13 protein-coding genes and 1 pseudogene are annotated in these 11,532 nt (G+C 69.9%); 9 read left to right on the top strand and 5 right to left on the bottom strand.

The features are described from left to right. Window positions 1–25: 25 nt before the first annotated feature. The 6 genes from EK403_RS04225 to EK403_RS04245 all read left to right on the top strand — a co-directional run bounded on the left by EK403_RS04225 (window position 26) and on the right by EK403_RS04245 (window position 4,005). Window positions 26–622 (top strand): amino acid kinase family protein, encoded by a 597-nt coding sequence (locus EK403_RS04225; protein ID WP_128776259.1) that lies wholly within the window; start codon window positions 26–28, stop codon window positions 620–622. After that, window positions 619–2,052: a DUF6513 domain-containing protein gene (locus EK403_RS04230; protein WP_128776260.1), complete on the top strand. Its 1,434-nt coding sequence runs from the start codon at window positions 619–621 to the stop codon at window positions 2,050–2,052. The genes EK403_RS04225 and EK403_RS04230 overlap by 4 nt, the downstream gene beginning before the upstream one ends. After that, the gene (locus EK403_RS04235) at window positions 2,049–2,615 is read left to right on the top strand and encodes a DUF447 domain-containing protein (protein ID WP_128776261.1); all 567 of its coding nucleotides are present in this window, start codon (window positions 2,049–2,051) and stop codon (window positions 2,613–2,615) included. Before EK403_RS04230 ends, EK403_RS04235 begins: the two co-directional genes overlap by 4 nt. Continuing rightward, window positions 2,612–3,310, top strand: a complete 699-nt coding sequence (locus tag EK403_RS04240; RefSeq protein ID WP_128776262.1) for a (5-formylfuran-3-yl)methyl phosphate synthase — start codon at window positions 2,612–2,614, stop codon at window positions 3,308–3,310. Before EK403_RS04235 ends, EK403_RS04240 begins: the two co-directional genes overlap by 4 nt. Window positions 3,311–3,379: 69 nt before the next feature. Beyond that, window positions 3,380–3,724: a hypothetical protein gene (locus tag EK403_RS22920; protein ID WP_245479527.1), complete on the top strand. Its 345-nt coding sequence runs from the start codon at window positions 3,380–3,382 to the stop codon at window positions 3,722–3,724. Then, window positions 3,619–4,005 (top strand): Uma2 family endonuclease, encoded by a 387-nt coding sequence (locus tag EK403_RS04245; RefSeq protein ID WP_245479497.1) that lies wholly within the window; start codon window positions 3,619–3,621, stop codon window positions 4,003–4,005. Before EK403_RS22920 ends, EK403_RS04245 begins: the two co-directional genes overlap by 106 nt. Here EK403_RS04245 and EK403_RS04250 read toward each other — a convergent pair. The 5 genes from EK403_RS04250 to EK403_RS04270 are packed head-to-tail and all read right to left on the bottom strand — an operon-like array spanning window position 3,995 to window position 8,960. Further along, entirely contained in the window at window positions 3,995–4,783 is a 789-nt protein-coding gene (locus EK403_RS04250) for a formylmethanofuran dehydrogenase subunit C (protein WP_128776264.1), read from the bottom strand. The two genes, EK403_RS04245 and EK403_RS04250, sit on opposite strands and share 11 nt — an antisense overlap. After that, entirely contained in the window at window positions 4,780–5,676 is an 897-nt protein-coding gene (fhcD, locus tag EK403_RS04255) for a formylmethanofuran--tetrahydromethanopterin N-formyltransferase (RefSeq protein ID WP_128776265.1), read from the bottom strand. The genes EK403_RS04250 and fhcD overlap by 4 nt, the downstream gene beginning before the upstream one ends. Further along, window positions 5,673–7,331, bottom strand: coding sequence for a formylmethanofuran dehydrogenase subunit A (locus tag EK403_RS04260; RefSeq protein ID WP_128776266.1), 1,659 nt, complete (start codon window positions 7,329–7,331; stop codon window positions 5,673–5,675). Before EK403_RS04260 ends, fhcD begins: the two co-directional genes overlap by 4 nt. Continuing rightward, on the bottom strand, window positions 7,328–8,587 hold the full coding sequence (locus EK403_RS04265; protein WP_128776267.1) for a molybdopterin-binding domain-containing protein: 1,260 nt from the start codon (window positions 8,585–8,587) through the stop codon (window positions 7,328–7,330). Before EK403_RS04265 ends, EK403_RS04260 begins: the two co-directional genes overlap by 4 nt. After that, window positions 8,580–8,960, bottom strand: a complete 381-nt coding sequence (locus EK403_RS04270; RefSeq protein WP_128776268.1) for a 4a-hydroxytetrahydrobiopterin dehydratase — start codon at window positions 8,958–8,960, stop codon at window positions 8,580–8,582. The genes EK403_RS04265 and EK403_RS04270 overlap by 8 nt, the downstream gene beginning before the upstream one ends. Window positions 8,961–9,152: 192 nt before the next feature. On the opposite strand from EK403_RS04270, the gene EK403_RS04275 reads away from it, so the two are divergent. From EK403_RS04275 to EK403_RS22190, 3 genes and pseudogenes are all read left to right on the top strand, one after another. Then, complete coding sequence (locus EK403_RS04275; RefSeq protein ID WP_245479498.1) at window positions 9,153–10,154, top strand: beta-ribofuranosylaminobenzene 5'-phosphate synthase family protein; 1,002 nt, start codon at window positions 9,153–9,155, stop codon at window positions 10,152–10,154. Between the two features lie 19 nt (window positions 10,155–10,173). Then, complete coding sequence (locus EK403_RS04280; protein WP_128776270.1) at window positions 10,174–11,067, top strand: NAD(P)-dependent methylenetetrahydromethanopterin dehydrogenase; 894 nt, start codon at window positions 10,174–10,176, stop codon at window positions 11,065–11,067. Continuing rightward, window positions 11,045–11,532, top strand: a pseudogene (locus EK403_RS22190) (ATP-grasp domain-containing protein); the annotation flags it as partial. The gene EK403_RS04280 and the pseudogene EK403_RS22190, both read left to right, overlap by 23 nt.

Raw genomic sequence — 11,532 nt, forward strand, 5'->3', positions numbered from 1 at the left:
ACGACGGCGGTAGGACCCCGGCGACGTGACCAGACCCGTGGTGGTGAAATTCGGCGGCAGCCTGCTGGGCTCGCCCGAGCGGAACGGCCTGCTCGCCGTCGCGGCCCGTCGCGGCGCGGTGGTCGCGCCCGGCGGCGGGCCGGTCGCGGGCGCGGTGCGCGACGCCCAGGCGCGGCACGGCGCCAGCGACCGGGCGGCCCACGCGATGGCGATCCTCGCGATGGACCAGGTCGCCATGATGCTCGCCGATATCGCGCCCGGGCTCGCCTTGTGCGCGACGCCGGCGGACTTTTCGGTCGCCGCTGCGGCGAGACGGGGGGCGCTGTGGCGCCCCTCCCCCATGGCGCTTGGCACCGACGACCTTCCGGCGAGTTGGGACGTGACGTCCGACAGTCTCGCGCTGTGGCTCGCCGTCGCGCTCGGCGCCGGGCGCCTGATCCTCCTGAAGTCCGCGGCTGCTCCCGAGGCGGGCGGCCCCGATGCGTGGGCGGCCAGCGGCCTCGTGGACGCCCATCTGCCGCGCCTCGCGAAGCGGTTCGACGGGGAGATCGCGCTGCTCGGCCCCGCCTCCGCCGCGGCGCTCCACCGCGCGCTCGAGACGCCGCTGCGGCGCGCAGCGTGAGCGCCGAGAAGGTCGCCCTGATCACCGGCTCGCTCGCAGAACCGCGGCTCGCGCGGCTCGCCGAGGAGCTGCGCAGCGACGCGCTCGACCCGGTCGTGGTCAATGTCGGCGTCAAGGTCGCGGCTTTGATGACCACCGAGATCCTCGACCGCAGGCTGAAGCTGCCGGAGAGCGTCGGGCGCGCCATCCTGCCGGGCCGCTTCCGCGGCGACCTCGACCGGCTCGAGGGAAGATTCGGCGTGCCGTTCGAGCGCGGCCCGGAGGAGCTCGCGGACCTGCCGGCCTATTTTGGTCGCGGCGGACTGGAGCCCGACCTTTCGGCCCATGACTGCGCGATCTTCGCCGAGATCGTCGAGGCCACGACGCTCTCGGTCGACGAGATCGTGGCGCGCGCCCGGCATCTTTGCGGCGAAGGCGCCGACGTCATCGATCTCGGCTGCATGCCCGACACGCCCTTTCCTCATCTCGAGGACGCGATCGCGGCGCTGACGCGCGCGGGGATCAAGGTGAGCGTCGATTCGGCCGACGACGAGGAGCTCTCGCGGTCCAACCGCGCCGGCGCGAACTATCTGCTGTCCCTGAGCGAGCGCAACCTCGCCATCGCCGACGAGGGCGACGCCGTCCCGATCCTCGTGCCCGCGACCCAGGGCGACATGCCGTCGCTGTTCCGCGCCGTCGACGCCATGGAGGCGAAGGGCCGGGCCTATTTCGCCGATCCGATTCTCGACCCGATCCATTTCGGCTTCACCGACTCGATCGTGCGCTACGCCGAGTTCCGGCGCGCCCGGCCCGACGCGCCGATCTTGATGGGCATCGGCAACGTCACCGAGCTCACCGACGCCGACACCACGGGGATCAACGCGATCCTGATGGGGATCATCTCGGAGCTCGGGATCACCGCCGTGCTCGCGGTCGAGGTCAGCCCGCACTGCCGCACTGCGGTCCGGGAGTTCGACCGCGCCCGCAGGGAGTTCTTCGCCGCTCGGCGCGACGGCGCGCTTCCCAAAGGCTACGGCGCAGGCCTCATGGCGCTTCGCGACCGGCGACCGGTGACCTCGACAGCCGCCGACATCGAGGCGCTGGCGCGCGAGATCCGCGACCGGAACTTCCGGATCGAGGTGAGCGAGGTCGGCGTCCACATCTACAACCGGGACGGCCACCGGGTCGCGGTGGACCCGTTCAAGCACTATCCCCATCTGAAGGTCGAGGACGACGGCGCGCACGCCTTTTATCTCGGCGTAGAGACCGCGCGCGCCGAGATCGCGTTCCGCCTCGGCAAGCGTTATTCGCAGGACGAGGGCGTGCGGTTCGGCGTGCTGGGCGGCACCGCCGAGAGCCTCGAGGAAGCCCATCGGCTCGACTTCAAGGCGGCGGGCGCCACGCTCGCCAAGAAGGGCCGCGAACGGAACGGCGAGGACGGCGAATCGTGATCCGCGAGACCATCGTGACCACCGTGTCGCCCGACGGCGTGCCCCATGTCGCCCCGATGGGCGCGACGCCGATCGGGGGCGGCTGGCTGCTGCAGCCTTTCCGGCCCTCCGCCACGCTCGACAATTTCCTCGCCACGCGCTGCGGCTCGGTGAACTTCACCGACGACGCGCGGGTGTTCGCCGGCTGCGTGACGAAGCGCAAGACCGACTGGCCGACGGTGAGGGCGGACCTCGTCGATTCGGTCCGTCTCGCCAACACGCTCGCGCATCACGAGATCAGGGTCGAGCGCATCGACGACGATCCACAACGGCCGAAGCTCAGCTGCGCGATCGTCCATCGGGCGAACCACCGGCACTTCCCGGGCCTCAACAGAGCGATCGCCGCCGTGCTGGAGGGCGCGGTGCTGGTGAGCCGGCTCGGCATGCTCCCGGACGAAAAGATCGATGCGGAGTTCGGTTATCTTCAGATCGCGATCGACAAGACGGCCGGAGAGCACGAACTCGAGGCCTGGAGCTGGCTCACCGCCGCTGTCCGGGCGCATCGCGAGGGCGCAGGGTCATGACCGGCTTCCTGGCGAGCGTCGCCACTCTGAACGAGATGGAGGTCGCGCGCGCCGGCGGAGCCGATATCGTCGACCTCAAGGACCCGGCCCACGGAGCGCTCGGCGCTTGGGACGTCGCGGCGCTCCAGAAGGCGGTCCCGCTCTGGTGGTCGTGGCCCGATCCCAAGCCGCGCCTGAGCGCGACGGTAGGCGACCGTCCGATGGAGCCCGAGGCGCTTCTCGCGGCGGTCGAGCGCGTCGCCTCGAAGGGCGCTCCGATGGTCAAGCTCGGGATCTTCCCCGGCGGCGATCCGGTCGCGTGCTTCTCGGCGCTTCGCAGCGTCGCGGAGGAGACGGACCTCGTCGCCGTGTTCTTCGCCGACGCCGCGCCGGATTTCGACCTCCTGCCGGAGATTGCGGCGGCCGGGTTCGCCGGCGCCATGGTCGACACCGCCGACAAGTCGTCCGGCGGATTGCGCCGCCATCTCGGGGACGCCGAGCTCGGCGCATTCGTCCGCCGGGCGCGGGCGCTCGGCCTGATGACTGGGCTTGCGGGCTCGCTGAAGCTCGAGGACATCGCGCCGCTCACCGCCCTACGGCCGGACTATCTCGGCTTCCGCGGAGCCTTGTGCGCCGGCGCTCGGACCGGCCGGATGACCGAGGCCGCGGTCGCCCGCATCCGCAGCGCGGTCAACGCGCGCCGTCCGTCCGTCTGAGCCGGAAGCGCCTGCTCGCGGTCAAGGATTGCGTGCTATCATTGTAGAAATAACGCCCGGACCGTCGAGATGGTCGACCCCGCCCGCAAGCTCATGACGGTGGAAGAATTCTTCGCCTGGGAGGAGACCCAGGAGGAGAGCCACGAGCTGGTGGACGGCGTCCCGGTCCTACGCGGGGAGTGGATCCGCTACGGCGACCAGTGGACCCTGATGTCCGGCGCGAGCCAGCGCCATGACCAGATCGTCGTCAATATGCGGGGCTGCGGAATCGGCTTCGAGGACAGCGCTGCCGGGCGTTCTCGCCCGACATGTCGGTTCGCACCTCGCCCCGCGGCATCCGTCGGCCTGACTCTGGCGTCGATTGCGGTCCGCGCAGGGACCGTTCGACCGAAGCAAGCGAACCCAAGGTTGTGATCGAGGTGCTGTCGCCGTCGACCCGAGACTTCGACATGTTCGCGAAGCTCGACGAATGCCGCGCCGTTGACAGCATCGACCATGTCCTGCTGATCGATCCGAACGACCCCGCGGGACAGCTCTGGACCCGCGGGCCCGATGGCTGGACCGAGGAGGTCCTTCGTAGCCTTGAATCGACCGCGGAGCTGACCGCGGTCGGCCTGACTCTCCCGCTTTCGGAGATCTACGAGGACGTCGCCTTCCCGGCGTGGCCGGAGGACGCCGAGGCCGTCACCGGATGACTATCAGCGCCTCGCCCTTGCCGCCGATGTTGAGGTCGCCGGCGTAGCGGCGCGCCTTGCCCGCGTCCTCACCCAGAAAGGCCGCGAGTTCCTGCGAGCGGCGCACGAGGACCCGAAGCATGATGAGGTCGTGCTCGCCGGCGTCGCGGAAACCGGAGGCCAGTCCCTCCGCCGAGCGGAGGAACAGCGTGCCGCGCTTCATGCCGCGGCCCGCGTTTCTCCCGAGCTTGCCCGCGATTGCGAGCGTGCCGGCGATCAGGTCGCTGGCGGCGTTCTCGGCTGCGTCTCCGTCGATCAGGATCACGCCGCCGCGCATGCGCTCGCCCGCTCGCGCGCCGGCAGAACCGCCCACCACCACGACGCCGCCGCTCATGCCGCGCTTGGAGCCGTCGCCTGCCGCGCCGAGCCGCGCGCCAACGTCGCCCGCGATCGCAACCTTGCCGCCCGAAAGCTCGCTCGCGGCGAAGTCGCCCGCCGAGCCCTTCACCACGATGGTTCCGCCGCTCGCCCTGAGGCCGACCCCCACGCCGACGTCGCCCTTGACGACGATCTCGCCGGCCGAGAGCCCGGCGCCGACCCGGTCGAGCTCCGCGCCGCCGCCCTCGATGGTCAGGCGTCCGTCGACGGTTCCGGAGACCTCGAACAGTTCGCCGAGCTCGGCGCGCCGCCCGCCGTAGCCGATCTTGAGCTTCGCGAGCCCTTCGTCGCCCGGCAGCGCGCCCGTCAGATCGACGCGCGCCTCAAAGGTCCCGCGCGGGGCAAGCACCAGCCCGGTCACGACATGATCTCCCGGAGCTTGAAGTGGAACGGTCCGAGATTGCCGCCGTAATTGCCGGCGTCGATCGCCACCACGCCCTTGTCCCGGCCGAGCTTCACCACGGCCTCGATGCCGGCGCGGGTGCAGTCCGACACCGCCTTTTCCGAGACGCCGTCGATCACGATCTCCATCACCGAGGCGACCTCGGGCGGCAGCTGCGTCGGCCCCTGAGCGCGCAGCGTCGGGCAATAGGCGTTGTTGGAGGACGCGAACATGCCCTTGTATTTCGAGCCGACCTTCGAACCCGAGCGCACGATGCCGCCGGGGAACGGCAGAATGCAGCCCTCGACCTTGTCCATGGCATCGACGGCGGCCTCGGCCGCCGCCAGCGCCTCGCCGCGGGAGGTCCCGAGGATCAGGATGTTGCCGCCGCCGACGCCCGTCACCGAGCCGGTCTCGTGGTCGCAAACGAACTCGCCCTCCATCACCGGCACTCGCCAGATGCGCCGGTCGTCGACATTCTTGGAGATCTGCCAGCCGTCGCCGAAATAACGTAGCGCCTTGCCGATAGAGACGGCGTCGCCGCCCTCGATCCCGGCGAAACACGCCGAGGTGGGAGACGTCAGCACGCATTGGCCGATGCGGTTCGGCACGACCGACTTCAGTCCTTTGATGTCCATCGCGAAGATCAGCACCGCGACGCCCGGCCTTCCGTCCGGCGTTTCGGCGGCCGGCACCTCTCGCTCGACCCCCGCCTCGCAGCCGCAGCCGATCACCGAGGTCGCGAAGCCCGTCATGGTCTTGGCCGCGATCATCGCCCATTTCGCCGTGTCGGCCGTGATGATCAGGCGCGTGCCGACCATCGGGAAGGCCTCCGCGAACGAGTCGCGGATTTCGACGCCGTTGAGGATCATGACGACCGCACCGTCTCGTGCTTCACCGCGCCCTGCCCGCCCCGTATCTCGTCGTCGGAGAGCTTGAAGGTCCTGGCCTTGTAGCCGAGAGCCTCGTCGAACCAGCGGTCCATCCGGGCGTCCATCGAGCCGTCGTAGTCCGGCGCGACCTGGTGGGTGCGGCCGTAGACCAGGTCGACGATCTCGCCGTCCTTCACGATCACGGTCCCGTCCTTGAGCACGTAGGACGCGCGCGAGAACATCGCCTCGCGATCGGGATCGTCGCGATAGACCACGACGTCGCCGACCGCGCCCGCGCCGAGATGGCCGCGGTCGGTCAGGCCGAGGATCTTTGCCGGCGCCGCGCGGGTGACGATCGCGATCTCCTCGAGCGTGTATTCGCGCCTGATCTCGAGCAGGTTCGAGTGCTTGCGCGCCGATTTCGCGAGCTTGGAGAACTGCTCCTCGCGGAAGCTGCGGTCCATCAGCAGCTTGATGAGATGCGGATAGGTCGTGAACGGACCGCCGTTCGGGTGGTCGGTCGTGAGGAAGATCCGCCACGGGTCTTCGACCAGCAGGAACAGCTCGAGCCCGATCGCCCATTGCAGGGCGTTCACGAAGGACTTGTCCTTGTAGTTGAACGGCAAGATCCCGCAGGCCGCGTCCATCTCGATATCCATGCCGATGAACCGACCGGGGCTCGCGATGCCGCGGTTGCGGTGCTGGGTCATGAAATCGGCTGAAGCCGTCACTGTCTGGCCGAACATCACCTGGCCGACATCGATCGAGATGTTCGGGTTCTTGTTCACCGCCTCGGCGATCGCGGCGGCGCCGGAGGAGAACTTGCGGTCGCCCTCGGTCCCGTAGCTGTGGAACTGCACATGCGTCATGTGCAGCGGCAGTCCCTCGGTCGCGCCGATCGTGTCGAGCGTCGTCTGCATGTTGCCCGGCACGCCGAGATTGCAGCCGTGGAGATGGATGGGATGCGCGAGGCCGAGGTCGGTCACCGCGCGGATCAGCGTCTGCAGGATCGTGCGCGGCGTGACCTCGTAGCGCGGGTTCTTCTCGTCGAGGTTCATCCAGCGGGAATTGAACTTGAATGCGTTGATGCCGCCCGGATTGACGATCTTGATCGCCATCGTCTTCGTGGCGTTGAGCTGCCAGGCGACATAGTCGTTGACCGCCTGCTGCCCGGCGCCGGTCGCGATCAGGTCGAGCAGGAAGTCGTCATTGCCGAGGACGAGGTAGCCGCCCGTGTCGAGGAACGGGATGTCGGCCATCTCGGCGTGCATGTGGCGGGCGTTCGCCGCGATGACGGCGGGCTCGAACACGGCCGTGTAGCCCATCTCGGCGTAGCGGCAGCCGGTGGCGTGCGCGGTCATGGTCGAGAGCCCGCCGCCGCAGGCGCAGAAGGGGCCTTGCGGCTCACGGATCGCGCGCTGCTCCTCGACCATCAGCATGCGCGCGATGTTCGACTTGCCGCCGGCGATGTGGCTGTGGATGTCGATGCCGCCGGCCATCACGATCCCGCCCTTGGCGTCGATCGTCTCGGCGGCGCCGTCGATGGCGTCCGCCGCAGCGATCCGGCCGTCGACCACGACCACGTCGCGCGCGACGCCGGCCTCGCCATTCGCGGGGTCGAGGACCTTGCCGTTGGTGATCCGGACCGCGGTCACGACTGCGCTCCACCGATCCGGCTGAGCGCCTCGGCGACGCTGATCAGGCTTGAGTCTCTGTGCTTCTTCAAAGGCACGCTCACCACGGTGTCGGTGCGGAAGACGAGGCCGGCATGGTCGAGGCCCGGCTGTCCGACCGGAATGAAGACGTCGGGCTCGCGCTCGAACTCGGTCGCGGGATGCGCTAGCGCGATCAGGCGGCCGTCGCAGGCCGGCGGCCGCTCCGGCCTGAAGGCCGAGATCCAGACCACGATGTCGGCGTCCTTGAGGGCTTCCGCGGTCGCGTTCGCGGATTGGTCGTGATCCGCGACGCCGCCGCGGAAAGCTGTCCGGAGCGGAAAGCCGACATTCCACAGGAACGCCTGGTTGGCGCCGATCAGATTGTCGCGGCCGGCGAGCGGCAAGCAGGCGGCCCGGGTCTCGACGTTCAGCGTCTCGACCACCGCGACCGCGCGCTCGATGACGAGGTCGCCGTCCTCGCCGAGCGCCGCCGCGCTCCAGGCGAGCACGCCGTATTTCGCGGATTTCAGCGCCTCGGCGAGCGGGCGCATGTCGGGATCGCCCTCGATCGGGGCGAGGCCGCCGACGATCGCCTGCAGCCGCGACAACGCGTCGACCAGCCCGCCTTCCGGAACCGCGACCGTCTCGACCACGACGCCGTCGAGCTGCGTCCTGGCCTCGGCCGAAGGTTCGCCGCCCAGGAACACGATCTTCCGCGGACCGTCGAGAAAGCGGCCGGTCTTCGGGGTGACGCGGGCGTAGAGCCGGTGGAACGCCTCCGACGGATCGGGTCCGACCACGACCATCAGGTCGCAATGGTTGCGGACCTCCGCGAGCGTTGTGGCGACCCAGCCCCTGCGCTGCGAGGTCGAGAGGTTCCGGAACAGGCCGGCCGAGGCGTAGTGGTCGACGCTGCCGCCGGTCCGGCACGCCAGCTTGATGACATGGCGCACGCCGTCGACGTCGGTCCCGAGGCCTGCATAGGCCGGCGACCTGGCGGCTTCCAGCAGCTCCGCCGCCGCGGCCAGAGCGGCCTCGAGCGGAACCTCGTATCCGTTCACGCGGGCGGCGGGCGGCGCCTCGCCGCCGCGGCGGAACAGCGCGGCCGCCCGGCCGCACGCGCCCTCGCCGGCTTCGACCGCGAGCCCCGAGACGGTCAGCGAAACATCGTCGCAGCCGAGGCCGCAAAACGGGCAGACGACGTCCGGACGAACGACTTTCTGCGGCGTCGCGCCGCCGCCCTGCGGCTCAGTCATATTTCACATAGGCGAAGCGCTGGTCGCCCTGCGGCGTGCCCTCGAGGCCGAGGCCTTCGGTCCCGGGCTGCCACTGGACGAAATCCTCGATCTTCCTCGCGAGCGCGAAGTCGCGGTCGGTGATTCCCTTCTTGTCGTGGCTCATCAGGCGAACCTCGACCCAGGCGTAGGACGCCGTGATGTCGGGATGGTGCCAGGCGGCCTCGGCCAGGTGGCCGACCGCGTTGATCACCATCAGCGTGCCCTTCCAGCTGTTGGTCTTGTAGGTGCGCCGGATCCAGCCGTCCTCCAGCCGCCACTTCGGCAGCTCGGACGCCAAACGGGATTTGACCTCGTCCTCAGGGATCAGGTCGACGGCTTTCGCGCCTGCCATGACATCCCCTCCTATCGTTGAATTCGGGCGAGGCTTACACAGCGCGCTTCCGCGGCGCAACGCGGCGTGAGGAGCGCGTGAATAGGGAGTTAGGCTTATAGGCAGGCTTGGCGAGCCGCGGTACCTCGGCCTAATGTCCGGCCGGTCGAGATCATGAAGCACCTCCCTCGAGACGCGGCGTCGGGCCGACGCGTGCGGGCCCCGCGCGCGTTGCGCGTCGTCGCGCCCGGACGCCTGCATATCGGCTTCCTCGATCTCAACGGGTCGCTCGGCCGGCGCTTCGGCAGTCTCGGCCTCGCGCTGGAATCGCCGTCGTGCCGGGTGCTGCTGGAGACCGCGGACGAGCCCTCTGCGGCGGGGCCCGACGCCGAGCGCGCCCTCGAGGCGCTGCGCAAGGTCTGCGCCGCGAACGACAGGCTCGACGACCGCGTCCGCATCGTCGTCGAACAGGCGCTGCCGGCCCATGCCGGCCTCGGCTCCGGCACCCAGCTCGCGCTCGCGGTCGGCGTCGGAGCGAGCGTGCTCGGCGGCCACGCGATGGCGCCGACGGAGGTCGCGAGGACGATCGGCCGCGGCGCGAGGTCCAGCATTGGGCTCGGAGCTTTCGAGGGCGGCGGCGTGCTGCTCGACGGTGGCCAGCCGGTCTCGCCCGACCCGAACGACCACCGACCACCGCCTCTGCTGTCTCGCGTCGCGATTCCAGAGACCTGGCGCATTCTGCTCATGTTCGACGCGAGCCGGACGGGGCTCAGCGGCTCGGCCGAGAGCGACGCCATGAAGGGGCTGCCGGAATTCCCTGAGCGGCTCGCGGAACGGCTCTGCCGGTTGACGCTGATGGGCGCGATGCCGGCGGCGGCGAATGGCGACGCCGACGCCTTCGGCCGCGCGATCGGCGAGATCCAGCGGCGGCTCGGCGACCATTTCGCGCGTTTCCAGGGCGGACGCTTCACGAGCCCGGACGTCGCCGAGGCGCTGAAGATCGTCGAGGCCGAGGGCGTGCCCGGCGTCGGGCAGAGCTCGTGGGGCCCGACGGGTTTCGCGATCTTCGGCGACGCCGTGGCGGCCGAGGACGCGGCGGCCGACATCTCGGGCCGCTTCGCGGACCGACCTCATGTCAGCTTCGACGTCGTGCGCGGCGACAATCGCGGCGCGACCATCGCGGACGCGCCGCATTCCACCGAACGGCGGGGCTGACCGAACCTCAGGAGCTTCCATGTCCGACGCAGAACCTATCCTGCACATGATCACGCCACTCAGGAACACGAGCCCTTTCGACGTGAACATGGCTGTCGACGCGGGCTTCCGCTCGATCGCGACCTATTCGAAGATCCAGCTCGAGGACGTGCGGGGCCTGACGCAGGACGCGATGTTCTCGCGCGCGCCGGACGCAGCGAAGCGCACGGTGATGTTCATCGGCGGCAAGGATGCAGGCCTCGCCCTCGACCAGATGGAGGCCGCGGCGAACGCGCTGTTCCCGCCCTTCGAGATCTCGATCTTCGCCGACCCCTCGGGCGCCTTCACGACCGCCGCCGCCATGATCGCGCTGGTCGAGAAGCACCTGCGCGGCAAGCGCGACGGAGGGCTGAAGGGCGTCAAGGTCCAGATCTACGGCGCGACCGGCATCATCGGCGGCATCGCGGCCGTGATCGCGGCCCAGGCCGGGGCCGAGGTCACGCTGGTCAGCCATCTCGTGATCGAGGACGTCGAGGCCAAGGCGGTCGACTTCAAGAAGCGTTTCGCGGTGCGGCTCGACTGCGCGGTCGCCAAGACCGACAAGCAGAAATCGGCGCTGGTGAAGGACGCCGAGGTGATCCTCAGTTGCGCCTCGCCGGGCGTCGAGGTGATCTCCGAGACGGTGCTGAAGTCCGCCAAGAACCTGCTGGTCGGAGCCGACATCAACGCCGTGCCGCCGAACGGGATCGCGGGCGTCGATTCGCACGCCGACGGCGTCGCGCTGCCGCATGGCGTGGGCGTCGGCGCGCTGGTGATCGGGCAGATCAAGTATCAGGTCCAGCACCAGATGCTGAAGCGCATCCGCGAGTCCGACACGGCGCTGCAGATCGGCGTCATCGAGGCCTTCGAGCTTGCCCGCCAGCTCGTCAAGTGACGGCGCCGACGGGCTCGACCTCGCCGTCGTCGCCCTCTCGGCGCGGGCGCTCGCGCGCTCGGCGAAGCGCGCGGGCCTGAGGGCGCTCGCCGTCGACCTGTTCGTCGACGCCGACACGCGCGAGCACGCCGCGCGGGCCGTCAGGACGCCGGCGGCGCGCGGGGGCTTCGCGTTCGCCCGCGCAGCATTGCTCGAGACACTTCGCCGCAACGCGCCCGAAGGTCTGCCAGTCGTCCTCGGCGCCGGCTTCGAGCACGCGCCCAAGCTCATGCGGGCGATCGCGCGCCGCAACCCGATCCTGGGCGCTTCGCCGGATGTGGTCGCCCGGCTGAAAGACCCCGGAGCGTTCGCGGACCTGCTCGCGACCCTCGATATTTGGCATCCCGAAATCGTGCGAGGCGCCGGAACACGAAGCGCCGTTCTTCACCTCTCCCCGGCGGGGAGAGGTCGGCCCGCAGGGCCGGG

This window comes from Hansschlegelia zhihuaiae (assembly GCF_004103825.1).
Lineage (GTDB): Bacteria > Pseudomonadota > Alphaproteobacteria > Rhizobiales > Methylopilaceae > Methylopila > Methylopila zhihuaiae.